Origin of the sequence: Exiguobacterium sp. s6 (assembly GCF_018618155.1) — a bacterium.
GTDB classification, from domain to species: Bacteria; Bacillota; Bacilli; order Exiguobacteriales; family Exiguobacteriaceae; genus Exiguobacterium; species Exiguobacterium mexicanum_A.
Map to the genome: position 1 here is coordinate 128,036 of NZ_JACSLN010000003.1, position 24,340 is coordinate 152,375.

Annotated in this window: 24 protein-coding genes and 1 tRNA gene; 11 read left to right on the forward strand and 14 right to left on the reverse strand. The window is 52.4% G+C overall.

Annotation, left to right across the window (positions count from 1 at the left end):
• Positions 1-94 precede the first annotated feature (94 nt).
• The 4 genes from KNP75_RS13400 (at position 95) to KNP75_RS13415 (ending at position 3,501) form a co-directional block, all read left to right on the forward strand.
• On the forward strand, positions 95-892 hold the full coding sequence (locus tag KNP75_RS13400; protein WP_034781206.1) for a pyrroline-5-carboxylate reductase family protein: 798 nt from the start codon (positions 95-97) through the stop codon (positions 890-892).
• Between the two features lie 186 nt (positions 893-1,078).
• Complete coding sequence (locus tag KNP75_RS13405; RefSeq protein ID WP_214754283.1) at positions 1,079-1,315, forward strand: FeoA family protein; 237 nt, start codon at positions 1,079-1,081, stop codon at positions 1,313-1,315.
• Positions 1,312-3,288: a ferrous iron transport protein B gene (gene feoB / locus KNP75_RS13410; protein ID WP_215190624.1), complete on the forward strand. Its 1,977-nt coding sequence runs from the start codon at positions 1,312-1,314 to the stop codon at positions 3,286-3,288. Before KNP75_RS13405 ends, feoB begins: the two co-directional genes overlap by 4 nt.
• A 15-nt stretch (positions 3,289-3,303) precedes the next feature.
• The gene (locus tag KNP75_RS13415) at positions 3,304-3,501 is read left to right on the forward strand and encodes a FeoB-associated Cys-rich membrane protein (RefSeq protein WP_215190625.1); all 198 of its coding nucleotides are present in this window, start codon (positions 3,304-3,306) and stop codon (positions 3,499-3,501) included.
• A 46-nt stretch (positions 3,502-3,547) separates the two neighbouring features.
• Here KNP75_RS13415 and KNP75_RS13420 read toward each other — a convergent pair whose 3' ends face one another.
• From KNP75_RS13420 to KNP75_RS13445, 6 genes are all read right to left on the reverse strand, one after another.
• The gene (locus tag KNP75_RS13420; RefSeq protein WP_215190626.1) at positions 3,548-4,252 is read right to left on the reverse strand and encodes a DUF554 domain-containing protein; all 705 of its coding nucleotides are present in this window, start codon (positions 4,250-4,252) and stop codon (positions 3,548-3,550) included.
• Between the two features lie 158 nt (positions 4,253-4,410).
• Positions 4,411-4,483, reverse strand: a tRNA-Val gene (locus tag KNP75_RS13425).
• Between the two features lie 86 nt (positions 4,484-4,569).
• A complete protein-coding gene (locus tag KNP75_RS13430) occupies positions 4,570-5,127 on the reverse strand; it encodes a GNAT family N-acetyltransferase (protein WP_029596076.1) in 558 nt (185 codons plus the stop codon).
• Between the two features lie 67 nt (positions 5,128-5,194).
• Positions 5,195-5,509, reverse strand: a complete 315-nt coding sequence (locus KNP75_RS13435) for a DMT family transporter (protein ID WP_215190627.1) — start codon at positions 5,507-5,509, stop codon at positions 5,195-5,197.
• Positions 5,506-5,850 (reverse strand): DMT family transporter, encoded by a 345-nt coding sequence (locus tag KNP75_RS13440; RefSeq protein ID WP_215190628.1) that lies wholly within the window; start codon positions 5,848-5,850, stop codon positions 5,506-5,508. Before KNP75_RS13440 ends, KNP75_RS13435 begins: the two co-directional genes overlap by 4 nt.
• Positions 5,847-6,425, reverse strand: coding sequence for a TetR/AcrR family transcriptional regulator (locus tag KNP75_RS13445; protein ID WP_215190629.1), 579 nt, complete (start codon positions 6,423-6,425; stop codon positions 5,847-5,849). Before KNP75_RS13445 ends, KNP75_RS13440 begins: the two co-directional genes overlap by 4 nt.
• Before the next feature lie 125 nt (positions 6,426-6,550).
• Between KNP75_RS13445 and KNP75_RS13450 the strand changes: the two genes are divergently transcribed.
• Entirely contained in the window at positions 6,551-7,333 is a 783-nt protein-coding gene (locus KNP75_RS13450; protein WP_138859981.1) for an alpha/beta hydrolase, read from the forward strand.
• Between the two features lie 42 nt (positions 7,334-7,375).
• Here the strand turns inward: KNP75_RS13450 and KNP75_RS13455 are convergent, their stop codons facing one another.
• Positions 7,376-8,614, reverse strand: coding sequence for an aminopeptidase (locus KNP75_RS13455; protein ID WP_200860057.1), 1,239 nt, complete (start codon positions 8,612-8,614; stop codon positions 7,376-7,378).
• A gap of 113 nt (positions 8,615-8,727) precedes the next feature.
• Between KNP75_RS13455 and KNP75_RS13460 the strand changes: the two genes are divergently transcribed.
• From KNP75_RS13460 to KNP75_RS13470, 3 genes are all read left to right on the forward strand, one after another.
• A complete protein-coding gene (locus tag KNP75_RS13460; protein WP_034781220.1) occupies positions 8,728-9,135 on the forward strand; it encodes a YkvA family protein in 408 nt (135 codons plus the stop codon).
• Between the two features lie 87 nt (positions 9,136-9,222).
• On the forward strand, positions 9,223-10,089 hold the full coding sequence (locus KNP75_RS13465) for a YitT family protein (RefSeq protein WP_034781221.1): 867 nt from the start codon (positions 9,223-9,225) through the stop codon (positions 10,087-10,089).
• Between the two features lie 101 nt (positions 10,090-10,190).
• On the forward strand, positions 10,191-12,794 hold the full coding sequence (locus KNP75_RS13470) for a putative bifunctional diguanylate cyclase/phosphodiesterase (protein WP_251128360.1): 2,604 nt from the start codon (positions 10,191-10,193) through the stop codon (positions 12,792-12,794).
• Positions 12,795-12,836: 42 nt separating this feature from the next.
• Here KNP75_RS13470 and KNP75_RS13475 read toward each other — a convergent pair whose 3' ends face one another.
• Complete coding sequence (locus tag KNP75_RS13475) at positions 12,837-14,906, reverse strand: alpha-amylase family protein (RefSeq protein WP_233005449.1); 2,070 nt, start codon at positions 14,904-14,906, stop codon at positions 12,837-12,839.
• A 159-nt stretch (positions 14,907-15,065) separates the two neighbouring features.
• Here KNP75_RS13475 and KNP75_RS13480 point away from each other — a divergent pair, with 159 nt between their 5' ends.
• Positions 15,066-15,692, forward strand: a complete 627-nt coding sequence (locus tag KNP75_RS13480; RefSeq protein WP_214837210.1) for a hypothetical protein — start codon at positions 15,066-15,068, stop codon at positions 15,690-15,692.
• A 38-nt stretch (positions 15,693-15,730) separates the two neighbouring features.
• On the opposite strand, the gene KNP75_RS13485 is transcribed toward KNP75_RS13480, so the two are convergent.
• The gene (locus tag KNP75_RS13485; protein ID WP_251128361.1) at positions 15,731-17,764 is read right to left on the reverse strand and encodes a heavy metal translocating P-type ATPase; all 2,034 of its coding nucleotides are present in this window, start codon (positions 17,762-17,764) and stop codon (positions 15,731-15,733) included.
• Positions 17,765-17,873: 109 nt separating this feature from the next.
• The gene (locus tag KNP75_RS13490) at positions 17,874-18,236 is read right to left on the reverse strand and encodes an ArsR/SmtB family transcription factor (protein WP_034781229.1); all 363 of its coding nucleotides are present in this window, start codon (positions 18,234-18,236) and stop codon (positions 17,874-17,876) included.
• Between the two features lie 146 nt (positions 18,237-18,382).
• On the opposite strand from KNP75_RS13490, the gene yhfH reads away from it, so the two are divergent.
• A complete protein-coding gene (yhfH, locus tag KNP75_RS13495; RefSeq protein ID WP_021065246.1) occupies positions 18,383-18,541 on the forward strand; it encodes a protein YhfH in 159 nt (52 codons plus the stop codon).
• A 35-nt stretch (positions 18,542-18,576) separates the two neighbouring features.
• On the opposite strand, the gene KNP75_RS13500 is transcribed toward yhfH, so the two are convergent.
• The 3 genes from KNP75_RS13500 to KNP75_RS13510 all read right to left on the reverse strand — a co-directional run bounded on the left by KNP75_RS13500 (position 18,577) and on the right by KNP75_RS13510 (position 20,618).
• Complete coding sequence (locus KNP75_RS13500) at positions 18,577-18,921, reverse strand: fluoride efflux transporter FluC (RefSeq protein ID WP_214754289.1); 345 nt, start codon at positions 18,919-18,921, stop codon at positions 18,577-18,579.
• Positions 18,918-19,325, reverse strand: coding sequence for a fluoride efflux transporter CrcB (gene crcB / locus KNP75_RS13505; protein ID WP_034781232.1), 408 nt, complete (start codon positions 19,323-19,325; stop codon positions 18,918-18,920). Before crcB ends, KNP75_RS13500 begins: the two co-directional genes overlap by 4 nt.
• A gap of 90 nt (positions 19,326-19,415) precedes the next feature.
• On the reverse strand, positions 19,416-20,618 hold the full coding sequence (locus KNP75_RS13510) for an ornithine--oxo-acid transaminase (RefSeq protein ID WP_215190630.1): 1,203 nt from the start codon (positions 20,616-20,618) through the stop codon (positions 19,416-19,418).
• Between the two features lie 156 nt (positions 20,619-20,774).
• Between KNP75_RS13510 and KNP75_RS13515 the strand changes: the two genes are divergently transcribed.
• Positions 20,775-22,817, forward strand: a complete 2,043-nt coding sequence (locus tag KNP75_RS13515) for an EAL domain-containing protein (protein ID WP_215190631.1) — start codon at positions 20,775-20,777, stop codon at positions 22,815-22,817.
• 41 nt (positions 22,818-22,858) lie between these two features.
• Here the strand turns inward: KNP75_RS13515 and KNP75_RS13520 are convergent, their stop codons facing one another.
• Positions 22,859-24,262: a basic amino acid/polyamine antiporter gene (locus tag KNP75_RS13520; protein ID WP_215190632.1), complete on the reverse strand. Its 1,404-nt coding sequence runs from the start codon at positions 24,260-24,262 to the stop codon at positions 22,859-22,861.
• Positions 24,263-24,340 lie beyond the last annotated feature (78 nt).

The following is a 24,340-nucleotide window of genomic DNA, read 5'->3' on the forward strand; positions in this document are numbered from 1 at the left end:
TTTACAATTTGAGCACGAGAGGCGCTATTTGACGCATCATTTGTTATGATAGGCAACATGTACACGACCGAATCTATATGAAGAGGTGACGATTATGAATATTTTAATGGTAGGAGCAGGATCGATGAGCGAGTCACTCGTCCGCGGATGGTTAGCCTCAGGTCTGTCTCCTGAACAAATCACGATGACGAACCGGAGTGACCGGACACGTCTTACAGAACTTCACACTGAGCTCGGCGTGCAAATCGTCGACGAAGAGGATGTCAACGCGTATGACATTGTCGTCCTTGCGATGCAACCGGACGGGGTGCTTCCATATGTAAGCTCGAAGACGTGGACCACACCGCTCCTCGTCTCCGTAGCGGCTCATATCGAACCGAGCGAAATTGAAGAGGCGTCAGGTCTCCCTGCCGTCTGCGCGATGCCGAATACGCCAGTGGCTTATCAAAACGGGATGACCGGGCTCTGGTTCGGACCCGAGACCGATGATACGGTCCGCGAGACCGCGACGGCTTTGTTTGAGCGTGTTGGTCGTACAGCTGTGACTGATGCGAAGACGATGTCGGCCTTTATGGCCGCCGCCGGTTGTAGCCCCGCTTTCTTTTACGAGATTGTCGGGTCGATGACACCGGTCTTGACGGAAGCAGGATTTGACGAAACGACGGCCCGTCAGATCGTCGCCCAAGCGATGAAAGGATCAGCTGAGCTTCTCCTCCATGAGACACGGCCGACGAACGACTTGATCGCAGATGTGGCCGCGCCGGACGGTCCGACCGATCGGGGTGTCGGTGTCCTTCGCACACGCGACTTGGCTGACGTCATGTCATCCGCACTACGTGAAAGCGCGAAAGAAGACCATGAAGCGATCGACGCACCGATTGAAAGAACGTAACCATTGAATGAAATGCCCGCTAGAAGTCGAACGTTACGTTCTGACGTCTAGCGGGCATTTTTTTGTTTCCTTTCGTATGCTCGATAAGTCATAAAATCCACATATTATAGGAACTTTCAACGACAAAGGGCATGGTATGCTACTGATTGAGAACAATTATCATTTAATGAATATGGAGAGATCTCAATGCGTTCACTACTTGCCATTCCGTTACATCAGCCTGTGTTCATATCCGATTTGACGAGAATTGATGATCGTCTGCGCCGCCGCATGATCGCTTTAGGGTTTTATGAGGGCTGTTCCATACGGATCAAACGTCGGGCCATCCTATCCGGGCCGCTCACCATCGAACAAATCGAACATCAACAAATGATTGCGATTCGTCGTTGTGACGCCGAACAAATCGAGGTGATCGTCCCGTGACCCAACGAATTGCCCTCATCGGGAACCCGAATACCGGAAAAACGTCATTGTTCAATCGATTGACAGGTTCTTTCGCCCACGTCGGAAACTGGTCCGGCGTTACCGTCGAACAGAAAGTCGGACAATTGCATGGAAACATCGGACAGTTAATCGACTTGCCGGGTGTCTATGATTTAGACCCTCTGTCGGCTGACGAAGCGATCGTCTCGAGGTTTCTGTTACAGGAATCGTTCGATGGGCTGTTCAACATCATCGACGCCTCACAGTTCGAACGCAATTTACAATTGACGCTCCAGCTGCTCGAAATGGGGCGCCCGCTCCAAATCGGATTGAACATGGTCGATGTCGCTGAAGGACGGGGGATCACCATCAATCTAGAACGGTTGCGCGAACGGTTGAACGTCGATATTTTCCCCATCACAGCGCGCACCGGAGCCGGTTGTGATGTCCTTTTGTCCTCGCTTCAATCGAAACCACGCGACCCGTTCATCCTTGACTACGGGCAAGATACCGAACGAGCGATTCAACAAATTTTGGACGCGACCGGCCGCTCCGACCGTGACCGCTGGGTCGCTGTCCAATACTTGGCTGGAAACCGCGTCATTTCCGAGCTACTTGAGTCTTCAGCACCAACCGTCCTCGCGATTCGAAAGACGTTGGAAATGAAACTCGGTCGCTTCGCTCATGCCCATATCACGGAACGAAGACGCGAGTGGACGAAAGACGTTCGTCAGCACGTCGTCGAGGAACGGAATACCCGGCGCGTCACGCTGACTGATCGCATCGATGCCGTCGTCACACATCCGATCTGGGGTTTACCGATTTTCTTCGCGGTGCTCTATAGCTTGTTCCATATCACGTTCAACTGGGTCGGCGCGCCCTTATCCGATGTATTGGATGGATTGTTGACCGGTCCCCTCACATCGGGAACGAGCTGGTTGTTACAAACGCTCGGGACCTCGTCCTTCATCCAGGCGTTGATCATCGAAGGTGTGATCGCCGGTGTCGGCGGCGTCCTCGTCTTCGTGCCGCAAATCTTTGTGCTCTTTTTCTTCATCTCATTCTTAGAGGACTCAGGGTATATGGCGCGCGTCGCCATCGTCATGGATCGTTTCATGCAACTCGTTGGACTGAACGGGAAAAGCTTCATCCCGATGATCATCGGCTTCGGCTGCAACGTCCCGGGCATCATGGCCGCCCGAACGATCGAGGAGGAGCGCGAACGGCTGGTGACGATATTCATTTCACCGTTCATGTCTTGCTCTGCACGTCTACCAATTTACGCTGTCTTTGCTGCTAGCTTTTTTGCATCGAATCAAGCGCTCGTCGTCCTGTCGCTCTATATGTTAGGAATCATCTTGGCATTGATCATCGCTAAAATTTTTACGTCCCTCTTGGCCGCAGAAGACCAAAATAGCCTCTTTATCGTCGAACAACCTCCTTACCGGGTCCCTCAGGGGTTGACGCTTTGGCGCAGCACGTGGCAAAAAGCAAAAGGGTTCGTCCGAAAAGCCGGTACGTTCATCTTTGGAGGTTCCGTCTTCATTTGGTTGCTCGCTTATTCCGGCCCAAATGGGTTCGACGTGCCGATGGACGAGAGTTTTCTCGCCATGGTCGGTGGCGTCATCGCGACGTTGTTGGTACCGCTCGGATTTGGGACATGGCAAGCGGGCGCTGCACTCATCACCGGTTTTTTGGCGAAAGAAGTCGTCGTTTCGACGATGGCGATCATCTATGCGGTCAGTGAATCCGATTTGTCGGCTTCATTATTTCCCGTGTTCACTCCGTTGAGCGCGTATAGCTTCATGGCGTTCGTCTTGCTTTATGTGCCGTGCCTGGCGACCGTTGCTGTCATTCGGCGTGAGGTAGGAAGCGCCAAGCTGACATGGGTCGCTAGCCTTTACGGATTAGGCGTGGCGTATGTCGTATCGTTGCTCATCTACCAAATCGGCCGTCTACTCGGATTTTCGTGACAAGGAGGAAATGAGATGTCTTTATTTGATCCATTGATTGGCCTTGGCGTCTTCGGATACGCCGTTTATGCGCTTTATCGATACACACGAAAAGCAAAAGGCGGGAAATGTGCCACTTGTGAGATCAAACCGACGTGCACATCATCCTGTGAGGCCGCCGACTGGGATCAACTCATCACCGAGGCTTTACGTTCCAACTCAAAAAAGTCATGACCTATACAAAAATGGACGGGCGCGTTTTTTGCGCCCGTCCATTTGTTCATTGAAAGATATGTAACACGGTGACGATGATGGCGACCATCAAAATCCCCGGCAATAGATTCGCGACGCGAATCCGAGTGATGCCGACCAAATTTAAACCGATTGCGACGATCATGACGCCGCCGGTCGCTGTCATTTCTAAAATAAAGTCATCCATGAGCGATTCCGGGATAAACTTCATGATTTGGATGGCGAGCAAGGCGATTGCCCCTTGGTATAAGAGAACCGGGACGGCCGAGAACATGACCCCAATCCCTAGCGTCGAGCTAAGGACGAGTGCCGTGAAGCCGTCAATCAATCCTTTTGTATAGAGGACATCATGATCCCCGCGCAATCCACTGTCGAGTGCCCCGATGACGGCCATCGCCCCGATGACGAAGATGAGCGTCGCCGTGATGAAGCCTTCGGCGATACTCGACTTGCTCTTACCGCCGAGTCGACGTTCCAATTGATAGCCGACCTCGTTCAACTTCTCATCGAGCTTCCACCATTCACCGAACGCCGCCCCGATGACGAGACTGCCGATGACGATTAAAAAGTTCTCACTCTTCATCCCCATTTGAATCCCAAGCAAGACGACGGCGAGACCGATGGCTGCGGTGACCGTCTCTTTCATTCGTTCGGGGATGCGGTGAAATAAAAGTCCAAGTAATGTGCCAATCACGATCAACGCCGCGTTGACGATTGTTCCGGTTAAGACCATTGTAATATTCCCCGTTTCTGTATGTATTGAGAGGAATATACCAACTGTGTATGTAGACTGTCAATTGAAAGAAAAACAAAAAAAAGCCACTTCTCGCAAGAAGTGGCATCGCGGAAACCCACGTTCCTATGGGTTTCGCATCGGGTTTGGCACCCAAGTGATTCTGACTGGGCTCGAACCAGCGACCTCTACCCTGTCAAGGTAGCGCTCTCCCAGCTGAGCTACAGAATCAGGTCGTGTCCTCTCTTAAGGACACTATTAATATATCAAGAAACTAATGCCTTGGCAACTGTTTTTTAAAACTTTTTTACTTTTTTTTAACGCGTCATTTCTTCCCGTTTCATATGGCGGCATAACCGCTCTAAATCACCGGCATAGACAGAGACGAGCATGCCTTGATACTCAGTGTCACGGTCCCAATGCAGTCCGTTCGCTTTCGCGACCCGTTGCGATGGGACGTTATCCGGATGAATCAAGGAAATGATCTCTTTCTCACCTTCTTCGAACGCATGACGCATAAGACGAGCCGCTGCCTCGCGTCCGTAGCCCATATGCCAATGCTTCGGCGCCAACCAATATCCGACTTCAAGTTCAATCGTGCCGTCGAGTTCATGGAGCAACGTGCCGGCATGACCAATCGGCTCGTCATTTTCATGCGACATCAATTTGAGCAACCCGGTTTGACGACCCGTCTGATAGCGGGCCAACTGGCGCTCGAACCACTCGATCGTCTGTTCATCCGTATATGGCTTTCCGTCCGGGCTAATAAAACGCATCACGCGCGGATCTTGGAGTAGCGATTTCACGAAATAAAAATCAGCAATCGTGTAAGGTTCGAGTCGTAGACGCTCGGATTGCAGTTTGATATGACTCATCGTCCCCGCCCCTTTCGTTCACAGTCTGAACTATTCAATTCCCGTTTTTATTCGAAGCTAATCCTGATCATGCGACAACTTTCAATCCGATGACACTACCGATAATAAGCAATAAGAAGAAGATACGCCACCGGTCCCGGGATTCGTTCAAGTACAGCATGCCGAGCATGACCCCGCCGGCCGCCCCAATCCCGACCCAAATCGAATACGCCAATCCGAGCGGGAGCGTCTCGAGCGAACGCGACAACAAATAAAAGCTCAAGGCAAACGTTCCGACCGACAAGATCGACCATTTAACAATCTGATAGCCTTTTGATTTACCCATCCAAAAGACGGCCATCATCTCAGCAAGACCCGCACCAATCAAAAATACCCAACTCATGCCGACTCACCTCCCGTCACTTGTTTCAGTCCGACCACACCGATCAGAAGCGTGATGATAAAGACGAGCTTCATCCCGGTGAGCGCCTCGTCGAACAAGAGCGCCCCGACGATGACCGTTCCGACGGCTCCGATGCCGGTAAAGACGGCGTACCCCGTCCCGGCCGGTAAGGTGCGGAACGACATCGCCAACAATCCAAAACTCACAATCAATAAGAGAATCGTCACCACGCTCGGACCGAGCACCGTGAAGCCGTTCGACAGTTTCATCGTCGTCGCCCAGACGATTTCGAGCAGACCGGCGAGCACGAGCCAAACCCAGGCTAGTTGATCTTGTTTCATGTCCAACCGACTCCTTTCTTGAAAATCGTGAATGCGGCCCGTTGCCGTTTGACGCGATTCGTCTCAAGCGTGAAGAGCGAAAGAAGCGCCCCGTCTAGAAAACAATAGTACGCGTCATACACGTCCTCGAGTGACTGTTCGGGTAACGCCCCTTGCTCCATCGCCAATCGAAACTGTTCTTTCTCGAACGCTTGCAGTTCCGTCTCGACCGAACCGAGCGTCGTCTCGATGAACGATCGCAACTCGGGCGGTGGGACGAGCAACATCCGCTTCGTCAGCATCCATGTCTCCTCCTCTTCAAAGAAGCGAATCAACGCCTCGACGATCGCCTCGATCCGCTCGAGCGGCGCAGCGTCAACGGAAGCGTCCCGTGCCCCCTGCCAGATGTGTGCATAACGGTTCCCCATGTCCTCGACGACTTGCTTGAACAGTTGTTCTTTCCCTTCGATATGGGCGTATAGCGACGCTTTTTTGATGCCGACATCCTCAGCGAGCGAGGCGAGCGACAAGCCTTCATATCCTTCAAGAGCAAACCGGCGCCGCGCCGCCAGTTCGATTCGTTGTTTCGTATTCATCACAGATCGTCCCCTTTCTCTCTCACCACCTTACCTAACGAACGGTAGGTAGTCAAGTGTGCGGATTGCATTCCCCGGTTCCACCCGGCAAAATGGAGACAGTTGATGGGAAAGGAGCGCTTTATATGCTTGAGCAATTCAGCTTTACGTTACCGACCGAGACGACACGCGGACGGAAACGAATCGTCCGTGTCTATCGTCCCGACTTTGTTTCGGCTGACGAGCGGATCCCGGTCCTCTATATGCACGACGGTCAAAACGTGTTCGACGGCAAGACCGCCACAATCGGCGAAGGTTGGTCGATCGACCGCCACATCGAGGACTTACAATTGCCGCTCATGGTCGTCGCCATCGCGAGTGCCCCAGACTGGCTCGACCGCTACGATGAGTATTCGTTTTATGAAGATGAGATGCTATACCGGCGGATTGGACCGGAACTTGCCAAGACACGGCCCACGCTCGGGGGTAAAGGGCGTGCTTACGCCGACTGGCTCATGCAAGAGTTGAAGCCGTGGATTGATGAACGCTACGCGACCGACCCGGACGACGTCGGCGTGATGGGCAGCTCGATGGGCGGGGTCATCTCGCTCTATATGATGACGGCCTATCCGTCCATCCGGCGCGTCGGCTCGCTCTCGACGGCCGCTTGGGCTAATCTCGACTCCCTCATTCGGGAAGTGAAGCAGGCCGATGTGACGGCGCGTCTCTATATGGACATCGGGACGAACGAGACGAGCGGACCGATCACGCCCGAGGATTACCTTTATACGAATGCGAAACTCGTCGAGACGGTCGCGCGAACAGGGATCGCCTTTCGCTATGAAGTCGAGCCTGGTGCCGTCCATAACGAGATCGCGTGGCGGCGTCGGTTACCGAACGCCCTCGCCTTTCTCTATGAATTGACATGAAAAAAGAGACGAATTCCACGAAGGGATTCGTCTCTTGCTTGATTAAATGACCCAGTTGCCGTCACGCATGATGGCTTCGCGTGAACCGTCTTCGAGTTCGCCGTCGATGTTCATCTCGGCCGAGCCGATCATGAAGTCGACGTGTGTCATCGAGTCGTTCGCACCGTTCTCGGCGAGCTCTTCGGCTGACATTTGCGGTCCGCCTTCGAGACATGTCGAGTACGCGCGTCCGAGCGCCAAGTGGCACGATGCGTTTTCGTCGAACAACGTGTTATAGAAAAGGAGACCCGAGTTCGAGATGGGTGAGTCGTCCGGCACGAGCGCGACTTCTCCGATACGACGCGCCCCTTCATCGAGGTTCAACAACTCATCGAGTGCCTGTTGTCCTTGTTTCGCTTCCGCCTTCACGACTTTCCCGCCTTCGAACCAGAGCGTGAATCCATCGATCAAGTTGCCGCTATAGCTGAGCGGTTTCGTGCTCGACACGTGTCCTTCGACCGAATCTTTATCGGCGAGCGTGAACACTTCTTCGGTCGGCATGTTGGCGATGAAATCGACACCGTCGATGTTCGGACCGCCGCCGCCAAGGAAGACGTGCTTCTTCGGCAAGCCGATCGTCAGCTCCGTGCCCGGTGCTTTGTAATGGAGCTTCGTGTACTTCTTGTTCGTGAGTAACGTCGCGCGTTCACGGAGCGATGCGTCATGCGTATCCCACGCCGCGACCACATCCGGTTGGTCCATGCGTGTCGCTTCGAAAATCGCTTTCCAAAGGGCTGGTACGGCGTCTTCACGGTCTGGGAAGACTTTCTTCGCCCATGCTTCCGAAGCGCCAGCAACGATTGACCAGCTGACATTGTCGCTCATGACATATTTGCGCCATTTCGCGAGCGCCACGCCGGCAGCACGGTTCGAGTCCGCGATGCGTGACGACTCGACGCCGTTCAGTGCGTCCGGGTCGTCGCTGACGATCGATAGGAATGCCGTCTTCTCTTCGGCCAATTGCTCAAAGCGGGCCTTGAGCCATTCCGGGTATTCTTTGAAAGCATCCGCCGGGGCGTTGAAGTAACGGACTTTCGTCGTCTCTTCGTCGCTCCAGTTGACATACACTTGTTTCGCGCCAGCCGCGTAAGCTGCTTTCACGATTTGACGGACGAGCGGTGCTTGGCTAATATCAGCTCGGACTTCGAGCTGTTGGCCCGGCTGAATGTTGACGCCTTTTTTGACGGCAAGCTCAGCGTAGCGGGCAAATTCTGCCTCAGTCGGCATGGTTACAGTAGACATATGTACAGTTCCTCCTTTTTCACTTATTTCTATTTTCTTAAATTTTCGGAAAAGTTGCAACCAAATCGCAAAAACGGGCATATTAGTAGATGAAGACAGAAGGAGGAATATACATGTCAGATTGGAAAACAACGTACACACACTTTTTAACGAGCGCGACCGAGGACTATACCGACAATGAAACATTAGGTGACCTTTTGGTCCAAGGCGAACTCGCTCTCGCTAAAGTGACGGTCGACGTCGCTTCAAACGAGATTAGCAATATCGAGCGAGAAGAAGAACTGACGCTCTACTTCCAAATGAAACAGTTACTCAACATGTTGCGTGCCGTCTATAATCACCAGTTCGAGATGCAGCCGGACAAACAACATGCCCTCGTTGCGGCCGTCTTATACTTCGTATCCCCATTCGATGCGATTCCGGACGACGCCCCACTTGGCTTATTCGATGACGCTCAAGTCATCGATTACGTGCATGAACAGCTCGCAAGCGATATCGACCGCTTCCACAACGAATTGTAATCGTTCGGCGCTTGAAATTCCTCCACCATCGGAGTACGCTTGAGTGAGTTTATTTCAAAGGGGGCGTATGGCGCCTAGCCATCATCTATGTACGCAAAATCAAGAAAACGAATCGCCGTCGAGACGACTTTGTTCATCATCGCCGGAACGATTCTACAATCGATCTTTGTCGGCTTATTGCTCAAACCAAACGAGATCGGGTCCGGGGGCATCGTCGGGATCACCTTGATCATCAACGAGCTGTTCGGCACACCGATCGGATTCACGCAACTCGTGTTGAATATCCCGCTCTTTATCGTCGGGATTAAATATCTGGGGAAACGGTTCATTCTCATGACCGGGCTCGTCGTCGTCTTATCATCTATCTTGATTGATACGTTGCCCGTGCTCATCCCGCCGACCCCGCTCGACGACCCGCTCGTCGCCTCGGTGTTCAGCGGAATCGTCTCCGGTCTCGGACTTGCCTTGCTGTTATTCGCAGGTGCCTCGACCGGTGGCCTAGATATTCTCGGGAAAGTCATTTACACGAACAACCGCAATTTATCGCTCCCTAAGATCTTTTTGACGCAAGACATCATCGTCTATATTCTCGTGTTCATCACGTTCGATATTAAAGCGGTCATGTACGCGCTCGTGCTCAGTTTCGTCCGGTCGCGAACGCTGTTGACGATTCACCGATTCTTCTCGGCACAAAAGCAGTGCTTCATTATCTGTAAGAAAGCCGATGAAATCAACCTCGTCATCAAGCAAAACTTGAAGCGTGGTGTCACAATCATGGACGCAACCGGTGGTTATTCGAACGACTCGAAGAAAATGTTGTACGTCGTCGTGCAAAACAATGAAATTCCGAAACTACGTCAAATCGTCTCCGATATCGACTCGGAAGCGTTCGTCACCGTCTCGGAAATCGATTCGGTCGTCGGTAACTTCAAAGAGCATTCGTATACCTTGTAATCGACAGCAGCTTGCTGTCGATTTTTTTGGTGTAACAAATCCATAAACAATCCGATAATAATGATGAGCCTCTTAGACATATACAGAAGGAGGTGCATGAGTTGACCAACCACTCGTTGCGCCAAACAGTCCCCGCTTTGCTCGTCGGGACCTTTTTTCTCGGCCTTTTATTGATCCTGTTCACCCCTTATGACTTGAGGGAGACGAGTTTGTTCGTCTATTTCACGGCGGTCACGCTCATCGCGACTGCCTTCAGCATCACCGCCGTCCTTCGGAATCGCGGCATGCGTCGCTACATCTATTTACTGATTAGCGCCGGCAATGTTTGTTTCATCGCCTATTTAGTCGGGCATCACTTCGTCATGTCAACTGGAATTGAGCTTATGCCGTTCATCCAAAACTTCTTTTATTTAATCATGTCGTTGATCGTGATCACCCAGTCGATTGAGATTCGGACATTGAAACTGCGGACGTTTGACATCTTCGCCTTGCTCAGTTTTCTGTTGATCGGCGCCATGCATCTGTTCATTTATTCGAGCGAGAACGGGAGCTATGCCGCCAACTTGAATGGGTTTGAAGAACAGATGGTGCTGATCAGTCTGTACATGATGCTCGGCTTTCTCTACTTGAATCGAATCACTTCGGCAGGTCAGAGCTTCCGCGTATTGTTATTGGTCGGCGTTCTTAGCTTCACGACCGCTTCGATTTTGAACCAATTGCTCATCTTCAACGGCATCGGCCACGAGTTAATTCATTTGCTTCAAGTGACCAGTATTTTCATCATTTCCATCAGTTACGTGTTTGATGAATCGACCGAGGACGCGCTCGTCCATGACTCCGTGTTCGATTACGTCGTCTATAGCACAATCGTCATGCTGTTCATGCTCGCCTCCGATCGGCTGCTCGGTACATCCGTGCTCGATTCGATGACCGCGAATGCCGTCTTGTTGCTACTCATTCGTCAGTTCGTCGTCGCCAAGCAAAATGCCTTGATCAGCCACCGCTTACATACCGTCAACACTGACCTTGAAGTCGCAGTGACGACGAAAGCACATGAGCTTGAAATTCGGGAGCAACAGTATCGGTCCCTGTTCGCCTATCATGCCGAACCGATTTTCTTGTTCGACCTTCACGGTGAAGTGTTGTCCGTAAACGAGGCCGGCAGCTCGGTGCTCGGTCATGACACAGAGACACTCATCGGTTCCAACATATTAGATATCATCGAACAAAAAGACCGGTCCGCCTATGCGACCGTATTGCATGATTTGAAGAACGGTCGCCCGCGTACGCTCGACGTCGATGTCGTCACCGAGGACGGGGCGAAGCGAGTTTGGCAGCTGATGAACATCCCGATGATTATCGACGGGGAAGTCGAAGGCATTTATGCCATCGTCAAAGACATCACCCAAATGATCGTGCAACAAGAACAAATCTACTATCAAGCAAATCATGACAGTTTGACGGGACTACACAACCGTTACGCGTTGCAAGAACAAATCGAACGGCTCATCGCCGAAGGACGACGATTCTCGCTCATGTTCTCCGACCTGGACGGCTTCAAAGAGATCAACGACCAGTTCGGCCATCATATGGGCGATGAATTGCTGCAACACATCGGCAAACGACTAAGAGGTGCCTTATTGCCGAACGAGTATGCGGGACGGCTCGGCGGTGACGAGTTCATCGTCGTCGCCGAACATGATGATGATGAGATGTTAGTCGAACGGTTGCGACGCTTCGTCTATCGCCCGCCTTACTTTATGGGCGGAACGCTCGTCGAGATCCATGCGTCGATTGGCATCGTCCGCTATCCCGACCACGGATCGACGCTCAAGCACTTGCTCTCAAACGCAGACCTCGCGATGTACAAGGCAAAGGACAAGGGACGTAATGAGACCGTCCTGTTCGCGCCAGAGCTGCGTGCGGATAAAGAAGAACGCAAGCTGTTGATGGAAGGGCTCGACACCGCCCTTGAAAAAGGCGAGATCTCGCTTTACCTTCAGCCTCAAGTCGACGCCTCGACGAAAGCCATCATCGGGGCCGAGGCGCTCATGCGCTGGCAACGCGATGGGGTCTTCATTCCGCCGAGCCAATTCATCCCGATCGCCGAGGAGACGGGCCACATCCATGATCTCGGTCGCTGGATGATCCATGAGACGTTCCAATTGATGTACGCCTTCGAGCAAGGAGACATCAATTTGCCGAAATTGTCGGTCAACCTCTCCGTCCGTCAATTGTTCGATGAACATTTAATCGAGTATTTGACGACTTTGTTTGAGCGGTTTCCGATCGAACCGAGCCGACTCAACTTCGAATTGACCGAGACCGTCGCCGCCCACCATTCCGACCGGGTGTTGACACGGATCCTCGAACTCAAGGCGCTCGGCATCAAACTGTCGATCGATGACTTCGGGACCGGCTACAGCTCACTCGCCTACCTCGTCCGCTATCCGATTGACGAGTTAAAGATTCCGCGCGAGTTCACGATGCAACTCGAAGAGAACCGGGAGTATCAAACCGTCACCGCGACGATCGTTGCCATGGCCCGACAACTTGGGATGGCACTCGTCGCCGAAGGGGTCGAGACAGAATATCAAGAGAATTTCTTACGAAAGATCGGCTGTGATTCGATGCAAGGGTATCGCTATGCGAAGCCGATGCCGCTCGATGAGTTTGTCATCTACTACATGAAGCAGACGATGTGACAAAAAATGCCCCGAACCGGTAAACCGATTCGGGGCATTTGCTTATTTCATCTCATAAATTTTGACTTCGCCCGGCTTCAAATCGACCCACAGGTCCCAATTCTCATCGAACGAGTGCTCGGCATACGGCCATGACGTCGGTGAGTAGACCATCTCGGCGAAACGGCTTGCGTTCCAGTTACGGCGGCGCACCCCGTCGAGCGGGACTTTCCCCTGCAGCGGATGATGCATGCTCGTGTTGGCAACGACAAGGAGCGTCTCGTTCGTATCCGGACGCAGCCAAGCGAGGCCGATGAACGGCGCATCCATGTGCGTCATCGCGAGCGGTTCGAAATGACTCGGGTTGACGAGGACGTCCAACCAACGACGACGCACTTCGGCAACTTGATGCATGAGTTCGATCATCTCGTCTCGTTCCGGGTGATCCCAATGGAACTGATACGCGTCGAAGAAGGCGAGCTTACCAAAGTACGGATCGGTCGGGAAGAGTTGGTACGCTTCTTCCGGTCGGCAGTCGAGCCCGGTGTTCATCGGTTGCGTCTCATACAGTTCGAGCCCCGAGTTCGTCATCGGGACCCCGTTCGGCACGAAGCCGTTCAACACAGTGAGCAAGCGACTCGCTTGCCGTCCCCCGTCCCGTGTCGCCACGCGGCGCGTGTCCGCTGTCTCTCCGGCCGCGAACACCGGCAACGGTAAGAAACGTGAGTCATAAATGAACTGGTGTGTCTCATGCGTATCGAATCGAGGTTCTTTATAGAACCCGTAGCCGATAATCATGTTATAGCCCGCTTCTTTCGCTGCCCACGCTCCGATTTCGATCAATTCTTCAGCGATGAAACTGAAGTTGGCGTCGAGTGCGCGTGGCTGTTGAAGGATCCGTTGTGCCAAATCGACCGGCAAGGCGTGACCCATATCGATGCGGGCCCCATCGATTCCAAATTCGCGCTGGTAGTGCGGGATGATATCGGCGAGCATCGCCCATAGCGGCTCATTGATTTGATCGCCCCGGAATTGATTCGACTTGATTGAATCGAACAGAATGTACGGAGCCAAGTTCGCCTCGCTGACGTAAGGCGCTGCCGCTGTCGGATGATCGAGGAACAGACGGAAGTATGTGACGTCCGACCATGGCGGTTGCGGGTCATTGATACAATCCGAAAAAGCTGGAGCGGTCGTCAAACCGAACTCACGCTCGATGACCGCGAGCAAGTTCTCTTCCGGGTGCTCGAGCAAGTACGTCTTCACCGTCTCCCACTTGTCCGCGTCAACGAGGTTCGGCGCCATCGAGAAACGACGCAAATGCGCCCAGACGTCTTCCGACCCGTAAATCATTGGCAAGAAAGCGTGCTCTGGTTTTACGTTTTCTCCGATACCGGGCACGTGCGGCGGGTGATAGTAGTCGAGTTCCGTCACCGGGATCCAATAAAACCATTCCGGATTTTCTAGAATGAGACGGTTGTCACGGGCGCATGTGCGCGGGATGACATCGATGACGACCCGAATCCCGACCATATGGCATGCCTCGACGAACGCGGCGAACTCTTCTTCGACCGTCAACCCGTCTCCCGTCAACGTCTCTTTCAGTTCTTCATCGATTCCAAAGAAGTCTTGCACGGCATAAGGAGAACCAAACTCGCCTTTTTTATTTTTGTGGCTATGTTGCGAGATTGGCAATAGGAACAACGTGTCAATTCCCATATAAAGCAAGTGCGGGATTAGCGCGAGCGTTTTGACGAACGTTCCCGTGTCCTTCATCCCGACCGAGTTTTCCATCTCGACATAACCTGAACCGTCATGATCCCATGACGTCGAGGTCCGGACTTGCATCGAATAGACGGAGGCACGCTTAATCCAATCGCCGCCCGTTTGAAGATATCCATCCGCTTGGGCGACCGACTGATGATAATCCCGTCCGTCGACCGCATGCGGGAGAATCGCTTTTTCAATCGTCTCGATTAAAAAATCGTAAGGATTGACCCGTTCGACGCCATCTCGGACAGGCTCTGAAGGGAATTGCAGGCGGTTCCACAAGGCCGGAATGTCGTATTCCATGTTCGTTCGTTTTTCTTTCAAGACCTGGTGTAACTTGCGTAACGATGAGTTCTCTGGCATGTGTATTCTCCTTATGAATGAAATCGTTCCTCATTTCATTGTAAACGATAACAAGAAACGCTTTACTATATATTTATACCTTTACCCGAAATTTTCCTTTTCCAAAAAAATATTTTGCGACGAAATCGGTAAATATTGTACGATTGTATGGAAGGAGGGATGACCGTGTCCCAACAGAAATGGCTGACCTTACTCATCTTGTTGTCACTTTTATCCGCGCTGATCCTTGCGGGTTTTGGGTTTCAACTTCGAGACACGAGACATCAGCTCGAGTCGATTCATAGTCAACGCCTCGATTCCTATGATGCCATCGAAGAGATCATGTATTTTAACATTGAACGAGCCAACGCCATTCGCGGGTTGCTCGCCTACGAAGACCGGCGTTTTTTAGAATCGTATTACAGTATGTCCCAGCAAGCTGAAGAGTTGAAGACGTCGATCACGAACGACCCGCACACACCGAGCTCGCTGATTGATTTGCTTTACCGTGACGGAATATGGGAGCAAGGCGCCGCCGAAGTGCTTGTCTTTTATGAGCGCGGCGATCTCGAGGCCGCGACCGAGCTAGCCGAGACGATGACCGATCAGCGCCAAACGATCCTCGAAGATTTGCGCGCATTGAAGAAACTACAGTATGAAGACATCCGCAAACAACTCGTCGCGACCGAGAATCAAATCGATGTGTTGATTCAAGCCCTCACGTCGATTGCCATCTTGCTCATCGCCGCACTGCTCGTTTTGCTGTTTCTCCTCTTCAAAACACGAAAAAAAGACCGTCTCCAATGAGACGATCCCTCGACCTCAATTTCCATTGTGAGGTCTTTTTATTTGGAATGAATGAGACGTGCGGCGTTCCCGATGGCGAGCAAGGCAACCCCGACGTCAGCAAACACCGCTTCCCACATCGAGGCTAGTCCGAAGAGACCGAGCAAGAGGAAGAGCGCCTTCATACCGAACGCGAACGTGATGTTTTGCCAAACAATCCGCCGTGTCCGCTTACTTAATTCAATCGCTGCCACGACGTCTCGCGGAGCGTCGTTCATCAGCACGAGGTCGGCTGCCGTGACCGCTGCATCACTCCCGACGCCGCCCATCACGAGTCCGACATCGGCTCGTGCGAGCGCCGCCGCATCGTTCAATCCGTCACCGACAAAAGCGACCTTGCCGGTTGTCGCCAACCGCTCGACTTCTGAGACTTTTTGATGCGGAAGCAATTCGCTTCTCACTTCATCGATTCCAATTGCCGAACCGACGGCGGCTGCGACTTCTTGCCGGTCCCCGGTCAACATGACCGTCTGATAACCATAGCGCTTCAAAGCTTGAATCGTTTCTTGCGCATCTGGCTTCACTTGGTCTCTCAACTCGATTCGGCCGAGCCAACGGTCATTTTTGACGATATGGACGATCGTCCCCGATGTCTCCGCCGGGGTTGGATAACCCAATTTTTGAACATAGCGGGCGCTGCCGACGTAAATGCGGTTTTCACCGTCGATCGCCATCAACCCGTATCCCGGTTCTTCTTGAATCATCGAGAACGGTGCGACTGGACCCGCATGCTCGACGATTGCTTTTGCGAGCGGATGCGTGGAGGCCATCTCAACACGGGCGGCAAGCTGAAGCAACTCGTCTGTCGTCAGCTCCCCGTTTGTCACGACATCGGTCACTTCAAAGCGGCCGGTCGTGAGCGTACCGGTCTTATCGAATACGACCGTATCGACTTCGGCGAGCACATCTAAATATTCGCCGCCTTTCACTAGGATGCCCCGCCGTGAACCTGCTCCAATCCCACCGAAATAGCCGAGTGGAATCGAGATCACCAAGGCGCATGGACAACTGATGACGAGGAAGATTAAGGCCCGGTATACCCATTCCTCGAGATTTCCGACAAACAGTGGTGGAACAAATGCGACGACCGCCGCGAGCACGACGACGACCGGCGTGTATACTTTCGCCAACCGTGTGATCATCTGTTCCGTTCTCGCCTTGTTCATGCTCGCTTGTTCGACGAGGGCAATCATTTTTTGCAGGCTCGATTCAGTCGCCGGGCGTTCGACTCGTATTTCGAGCCGCCCGTCAAGGTTGACCATTCCCGCAAGGACGTCTTCCTCGGGACCGATTGGGCGTGGTAACGACTCACCTGTCAGCGACGCCGTATCCAATGAGCTCGAGCCTCGCAGCACACGACCGTCCATCGGGATCTGTTCGCCTGCTCGAACGATGATGATGCTACCGACCGCGACCTCTTCAGGACGTCTTTCTACTTCACGTCCATCTTCGAACACGCGCGCAATCGTCGGCTTCATGTTCAACAGCGATTGAATCGACCGTCGCGAGGCGTGGACGGCCCGTGCTTGGAAGTATTCACCGAGCTGGTAGAACAGCATGACGGCGACCGCTTCCGGATACTCCGCAATCGCAATCGCACCGATCGTCGCAATCGTCATTAAAAATTTTTCATCAAACCATTCCCGATGCCATACGTTACGAATTGCGGCATAGACGACGTCATAGCCTGCGACCACATAGGCAATCGCGTACACAAAGAGCGAATCGGTGTACAGACCGACGAGCAGCAGGGCGAACGCGACGCCAAACCGCCACAATAAGCGACCCGACATCGGCACTTCCGCCTCGTCTTTGACAAAATGTGCACCCGGTTCAATTCGCCCCATCGTCGCTTCGATGGCGCGGAGCGTCTTCGTGTGATCCTTCGAATCATCCCATTCGATAATCATTCGACTTGTCGCAAAATCGATTTGACAAGCGGCGACACCGTCCTCTCCCGTCACGCTTTTCTCGATTTTGGCGGCACAGTTCGTACATGTGATCCCTTCAACAGGTAATACATCCCGTTTCATAATTATCTCGCCCCTTTACATTCAAACGTTCATTTGAATATATCATAACGCTGTTCACTCACAATTACAACCGAAAAAAGAGCCGACTGGAATCCCAGCTGGCTCTTTGTCACGCATCAATTTGTTCGGCACTGTGGGCCATCGCAATCTCGACGAGTAGCCGGACGTGATCATCGTCGAGTGAGTAGTAGACGACTTTTCCATCTTTTCGATATTTGACAAGCCCTTGCTCGAGCAACGTCCGTAAATGATGCGACGCCGTCGCGTTTGAATGTCCAATCACGGCCGCCACATCACAGACGCACAGTTCCCGTTCTAACGTCAGGACGTACAACACTTTGAGCCGGGTCGGATCGGCGAACGCCTTGAACAATCGACTGACTCGAACCGCATCTAGGTCTGTCAGTGCCCGTTGTAACACCGTCACATCTTCACTTTGAATGGCGATTGTTTCACACTGGGGTGCTTTCATCCGTCTCACCTCGTTTTCTGTACTCTCATTCTAACAAAATCCGATTTATAAATCTGTTATATATTATTATTGACTTACACACCACTGTTATAATACAATCAAAACAACATAACAGCTACGTTACTTAAATAAAGGGGGCAGTTACAATGAATGAATGGGCAAGCCGACTTGAATCTTCCGTCGAATTTTATCGGAAGTTACCGGATAAGACGTGTCAAGAGTGTGGGAAACAGATGGATGAGCAGTGCGAGTCTTACGAGAACACATGCCCATCTTGTGCTGAAAAACTTCAACTTAGCGAATAAAACAAATCCCTCGGAACAAGTTTCCGAGGGATTTTTCATGGCAGATGATAACCGAGATAGGCCGCCAGCAGACCAAGTACATAGGTCGCAAGCAAATACATCCCGAAACGAAACCAGTCTTTGGCAACGAACCGCATCACTTCGAGCTTGAACGTCGAGAACGTCGTGAACGAACCGAGAAAGCCGACACCGAGACCGAGCATGAGCGTTTGGTGAACATTCGCCCCGTATAAATACCCAAGTCCAAACGAACCAGTCACATTGACGATGAGCGTCGCCCACGGGAACGCCGATGTCGTCCGGGTTTTGACGAACTGACCGACCCCGAATCGCGCCATCGCCCCGAAGAACGCGCCGATCATGATGACGAGAAGCGTCATCGCACTCCCTCCTCTCGCATGACAGCCCGATCGAACCGTCGCCGCCCAAACCAAAATCCGAGCCATGAACTAAACAGCCCAAGTCCGAGACTGAGCGTCACATAAAGCAGAGCTGAACCGAATGCGTCAGCCTCTAACAATTCAATCGTCTCCACACTGAACGTCGAGAACGTCGTAAACGAGCCGATGAACCCTGTCCCGACCGCAGTGACGACACTTGGGGAGAGACGTCCGGAACGAAACAGAAAGTGTGTCAGCCAACCGAGCGCGAAACTTCCTGATAAATTGATGAGCAGCGTCCCGAGCGGAAACAGACCGATCCAAAACGTCTCGATGCCTGTCCCGATTCCATAACGTGCCAAGGCACCGAGCGCTCCTGCCAAGCCGACGTACACATAGAGCATGGCCCCGTCTCCCTTCAAAAAAACACCTGCCGCGAGCACGTCGCGAGACAGGTGTTTAAGTCTGTATTCATTATAACAAGCGATGCGCAATCACGAAATAGCGGCTGGTGCGAACACGGCCGAAATCGCCTCGAACGCCTCATCGAGCTCTTCTTTCGTGATGACGAGTGGTGGCGCCAAACGAATCACCGTCTCATGCGTCTCTTTGCAGAGCAGACCGCGCTCTTTGAGCGCTTCACAATAAGGACGTGCCGCTTCTGTCAATTCGATTCCGATGAACAGACCGCGTCCACGTACATCTTTGATGAGCGGATTGTCGATCGATTTCAATCGGTCCATGAAGTACGTCCCGAGTTCAAGTGAACGTTGTGGCAGTTGTTCTTCCTCTAACACTTCAAGCGACGCGATCGACACGGCTGCCGCGAGCGGGTTCCCGCCGAACGTCGACCCGTGCGACCCTGGATTGAATACGCTCAAGACGCTCTCATTGGCTGCGACACATGATACCGGGAATACGCCGCCCCCGAGCGCTTTTCCGAGAATATACATATCCGGCTCCACATCTTCCCATTCGATGGCGAACCATTTGCCTGAGCGACCGAGCCCCGATTGAATCTCATCGGCCACGAACAAGACATTATGCTGCTGGCAGAGCTCACTGGCACGTTTCAAGTAATCAGCCGGTGGGATGATAATCCCGGCTTCGCCTTGAATCGGTTCGACGATGAACGCCGCCGTATTTTCAGTGATGGCCGCCTCGAACGCATCGATGTCACCGTACGGCACGACTTTAAACCCTGGCAATAGCGGCCCGAATCCGCGTTGATATTCCGCTTCTGTCGACATCGACACCGCCGCCATCGTTCGGCCGTGGAAGTTGCCCGAGCAGACGATGATTTCCGCTTGGCCTGGGATTTGTTTCACTTCATACGCCCAGCGACGTGATGCTTTGACAGCCGTTTCGACTGCTTCCGCACCCGTGTTCATCGGCAACACCATCTCTTTGTTTGTAAGCGCTGCCACTTTTTTGTAGAAACGACCGAGTTGATCATTGTAAAACGCACGTGACGTCAGCGTGATTTTATCCGCCTGATCTTTTAGCGCTTGGATGATTTTCGGATGACAATGACCTTGGTTGACGGCCGAATAGGCACTCAACATATCCATGTAACGGTTCCCCTCTGGATCCGTCACCCAGATCCCTTTCGCTTCCGAGATGACGATTGGAAGTGGATGATAGTTGTGCGCCCCGAACTTCTCTGTCAATTCAATCACTTCTTGTGTCTTTGACATTTGATTTCCCCCTTATCAAAAAACTATCTTACTCCTTCAGTATATGATGACCGTCTTTCTTTTGACAACGACCAACTTGCCCATTCCTCGGGTTGGGAAAATAAGGTACACTGAACGTAGAGTACGATTCATTTGATGTAGATTGGAGGAAATGCTGTGGCTTCATTGCGCGATTTGCCGATTGACGAGTTCATCGATGCTTTATCTGTCCCATGCTGTTACATCAACCTCGACGGCAACGTCCTTCTTTGGAACGAGCATGCGGAAACGCTCTTCGGATGGGAACGGGACAAGGTCCTTCACCACCCACTCCCGGTCGTCCAGCACTTAGAGCATACGCTCGAGACGTGGTCGCCACTGCTCCTTCAATATCCGTTCTCGACGACGGCGATGACGCCGTTCAAACATAAAAACGGTTCGGTCGTCTATGCGACCGCCTATTTACAATCCTTCTCCATCAACGATTTCACCGGCTATTTTTTAGCCTTTTTACCAAAAGGGTTTAGTCCGCTCATCAGCACGGAACAGTTCAACTTACTCCATCATTTTCAGGCGATGATTGAGCAGTCGACTTATTATCTGGCTGCGAACGCGTATGGGGAAATCACCGAAATCAACCCGTTGTTATGCGGATTGATTGGGGCCCCTGATCACCAATTTATCGGTCGTAATTGGTTCGAGCTCATCCATCCGTCATTCGAGAATGACCCGATCGCCGAGGACGTGCTTCAAGCGCTTACGACCGACCGTATTTGGAACGGCGAGATGCCCATCCGCTCGGAACGTCATACGGCGAACACGTGCTGGCTCAATTTGACGGTCGTCCCAATCTTGAGCGAAGAAGGCGAAGTCGTGCAATATACCGCCTTCGGATTTGACGTCTCGGATAAAAAACGGCTCGAGCAAGAGGTCAACTACCTCGCCTATCATAACGATTTGACCGGTCTATTAAATAAAAAAGGGTGGCTTCGCCAATATGCCCACGTCTTGAAAACTGTCGATCAAGGGGATGGTTTGGTCCATGTCGCCTTGTTCGACATCGATCGCTTTAAAATCATCAACGAATCGTTCGGCTCTCGTGTCGGCAACGAACTACTCGTCCAAATCAAAGACCGGGCCACTCAGTTCATGCCTGAGACGAGTGTCATGTTCCATCCGTCGGGCGGCTTGTTTGGACTGCTGTTCTTTGAAGAGTCGAAAGAGGAAGTGTTCCAGTTGTTGCGTCAATTGCAACATGAACTGCAACGACCGTTCCGGATTTATCATCACTCGATCATGGTGTCGATTTCCATCGGTTGTGTCTTCTATCCATCGGCCACATCTTCATTAGAAGAACTGTATACGCGTGCCGAAAGCGCCTTGTTCAAAGGGAAACGGATTGGCGTCGGGACGATTCAGTTCGTCACGAAAGACATGGACGACGCGTTCTCACGTCAAATCCATATCGAAAAAGCGCTCTATCAAGCGCTCGAGGAAAAACACTTTTATTTGGAATATCAACCAAAGTTCGAGTTGAAGACCGACCGGCTCATCGGGTTCGAGGCGCTTCTCCGTTGGCATCACGATGAGCTCGGTCAAATCCCGCCGTCGGAGTTCATCCCGCTCGCCGAGGAGATGGCGCTGATCGTCCCGATTAATAACTGGGTCATCCTTGAGGCCGCCAAACAGTTGAAAGCATGGCAACGACTCGTTGATTATCCGTTGTCGATGGCTGTCAACATTTCACCGAACCAATTCCGGAGCGACAGCTTCATCAATACGCTCCGAAATATCAAGCAACAGCTCAATTTAAACCCGTCCGACATCATTCTCGAGATCACGGAAAGTCTCGTCATGCAACAGACGGATGAAATCATCGCCCGGATGAATCAAATCAAGCGGCTCGACTATCGCCTGTCGATTGACGACTTTGGAACTGGATTCTCTTCACTCCAATACTTGAAGTCGTTCCCGGTCGACGAGCTGAAAATCGATAAAGTCTTTTTAGACGATTGGCTCGCCTCGAAGTCGCACTTGCTCGATGTCATCGTCTATCTCGGCAAGAGCCTACATCTGCACGTCGTGGCCGAGGGTGTCGAGGACCAAGAGATGCTCGATCATTTGAAGCAAACTGCCTGCGATTCGTTCCAAGGCTTCTTGTATGCGAAGCCGATGCCTCCAATCGAAGTCGTTCGCCTGATAACCGGCGGAAAGCAATAAAAAAAGTCATCGGACGTCTTCACGACGTTCGATGACTTTTTTTATAGGCTGATCGTGGCCGTCCATAGTCCATAGACGCCGTACGTGGCTGCCAACAGGATGACGACCGCAATCATATATTGCAGACGGCTCAGGAACGGCCGGCCCTGTTCACGTTCGGCTAGCATGAAGACGAACACGCCCGGCGCGTACAAAATCATCGCGATGAGCATATATTCGACACCCGACGCATAGAGGAGCCATGCCGCGTAAACGGTCGCGATGCCCGACATGACAAGCATCGAGCGCGTCCCTGTGCGTCGTGCCTCTTTCCAACCGAACAAGGCGGAAAACAAGTACGGGACGAGGGCCGCAATCCCGGCAATGCTCGAGAGCACCAAATAGGTTTGTTCGGAGAAGAGTGCAATGATGGTGACGAGTTGTGTGAAGACTTGCGTGATGAACAAGGCACTCACCGGCGTCTCATTCCGATTGAGCCGATTGAACAATTTCGGGAACACCCCGTCGCGACTTGCCACATAAGAAATCTCTGTCGCGAGAATCGTCCACCCGAGCAACGCACCTGAGAGCGAGACGAGGAGGCCGATATTGATGAGGGTCGCACCGACGGGACCGACGACCGCCTCAAGCACATACGCCATCGATGGTTCCGCCAGTGACGCGAGTTGCTCTTGGGTCATCACCCCGAACGATAGGATTGAGATCATCATATAAATGACGAGTGTCCCAACCAGTCCGATCACCGTCGCTCGTCCGACATCTCGTTTATGACGGGCCCGTGATGATAAGACGACCGCTCCTTCGATGCCGACGAACGCCCATAACGTTACGAGCATCGTCGATTTCACTTGCGGGAACACCTGTGACCAGCTGAAGCCCGACTGACCCCAAAAGTCGATTTGGAACGTGTCGATCCGGAACGCGAACAAGATAAGGATGATAAATAAAAAGATTGGGACGAGCTTCGCGATCGTCGTGACGATATTGAGGAGGGCCGCTTCTCTCATCCCTCGCGAGATGATCCAGAACAGCCCCCAAATCACGATCGCGCTCATAATCAATCGAAACGACCGATGCTCTGACGAAAAGATCGGGAAGAAATAACTGAGTGTGCTAAAGATCAACGTGATGTTCGCCACCGTCCCGATCCACGCGGACATCCAATAACCCCACCCGCTGTTGAAACCGACGAACTTGCCGAACCCTACCTTTGCATAGGCATAAATCCCGCCTTCAAGCTCAGGACGCGTATTCGCTAAAAATTGAAACACGAACGCGAGCATGACCATGCCGATGCCCGTGATCGTCCAACCGATCAATACCGAACCGACCCCGGCACCTTGCGCCATCGCGCCAGGCAAGTTAAATGCGCCTCCGCCGATCATCGTTCCGACGACCATGGCAGCAAGCCCGAAAAAGCCGATTCCGGCTGATTGTCCCTTCATTCCAAACCCTCCAAAAAAAGTTGACGTCTGACGAATAACTATACATGGATAATGTATAATCATTCGATGATTTCCTTA

Excerpts from the sequence above, each read along its gene's own strand:
- KNP75_RS13420 (WP_215190626.1), bottom strand. The coding sequence starts at position 4,252 with ATGGTCTTAACCGGAACAATCGTCAACGCGGCGTTGATCGTGATTGGC.
- KNP75_RS13440 (WP_215190628.1), bottom strand. The coding sequence starts at position 5,850 with ATGAAACAAGATCAACTAGCCTGGGTTTGGCTCGTGCTCGCCGGTCTG.
- KNP75_RS13455 (WP_200860057.1), bottom strand. The coding sequence starts at position 8,614 with ATGTCTACTGTAACCATGCCGACTGAGGCAGAATTTGCCCGCTACGCT.
- KNP75_RS13485 (WP_251128361.1), bottom strand. The coding sequence starts at position 17,764 with ATGAAACGGGATGTATTACCTGTTGAAGGGATCACATGTACGAACTGT.
- KNP75_RS13405 (WP_214754283.1), top strand. The coding sequence starts at position 1,079 with ATGCGTTCACTACTTGCCATTCCGTTACATCAGCCTGTGTTCATATCC.
- KNP75_RS13400 (WP_034781206.1), top strand. The coding sequence starts at position 95 with ATGAATATTTTAATGGTAGGAGCAGGATCGATGAGCGAGTCACTCGTC.
- KNP75_RS13480 (WP_214837210.1), top strand. The coding sequence starts at position 15,066 with ATGACCGTGTCCCAACAGAAATGGCTGACCTTACTCATCTTGTTGTCA.
- yhfH (WP_021065246.1), top strand. The coding sequence starts at position 18,383 with ATGAATGAATGGGCAAGCCGACTTGAATCTTCCGTCGAATTTTATCGG.
- KNP75_RS13465 (WP_034781221.1), top strand. The coding sequence starts at position 9,223 with ATGTACGCAAAATCAAGAAAACGAATCGCCGTCGAGACGACTTTGTTC.
- KNP75_RS13445 (WP_215190629.1), bottom strand. The coding sequence starts at position 6,425 with ATGAATACGAAACAACGAATCGAACTGGCGGCGCGGCGCCGGTTTGCT.
- KNP75_RS13520 (WP_215190632.1), bottom strand. The coding sequence starts at position 24,262 with ATGAAGGGACAATCAGCCGGAATCGGCTTTTTCGGGCTTGCTGCCATG.
- KNP75_RS13460 (WP_034781220.1), top strand. The coding sequence starts at position 8,728 with ATGTCAGATTGGAAAACAACGTACACACACTTTTTAACGAGCGCGACC.
- KNP75_RS13490 (WP_034781229.1), bottom strand. The coding sequence starts at position 18,236 with ATGAAAGCACCCCAGTGTGAAACAATCGCCATTCAAAGTGAAGATGTG.
- KNP75_RS13475 (WP_233005449.1), bottom strand. The coding sequence starts at position 14,906 with ATGCCAGAGAACTCATCGTTACGCAAGTTACACCAGGTCTTGAAAGAA.
- KNP75_RS13450 (WP_138859981.1), top strand. The coding sequence starts at position 6,551 with ATGCTTGAGCAATTCAGCTTTACGTTACCGACCGAGACGACACGCGGA.
- crcB (WP_034781232.1), bottom strand. The coding sequence starts at position 19,325 with ATGCTCTATGTGTACGTCGGCTTGGCAGGAGCGCTCGGTGCCTTGGCA.
- KNP75_RS13500 (WP_214754289.1), bottom strand. The coding sequence starts at position 18,921 with ATGACGCTTCTCGTCATCATGATCGGCGCGTTCTTCGGGGCGATGGCG.
- KNP75_RS13510 (WP_215190630.1), bottom strand. The coding sequence starts at position 20,618 with ATGTCAAAGACACAAGAAGTGATTGAATTGACAGAGAAGTTCGGGGCG.
- KNP75_RS13430 (WP_029596076.1), bottom strand. The coding sequence starts at position 5,127 with ATGAGTCATATCAAACTGCAATCCGAGCGTCTACGACTCGAACCTTAC.
- KNP75_RS13435 (WP_215190627.1), bottom strand. The coding sequence starts at position 5,509 with ATGAGTTGGGTATTTTTGATTGGTGCGGGTCTTGCTGAGATGATGGCC.
- KNP75_RS13415 (WP_215190625.1), top strand. The coding sequence starts at position 3,304 with ATGTCTTTATTTGATCCATTGATTGGCCTTGGCGTCTTCGGATACGCC.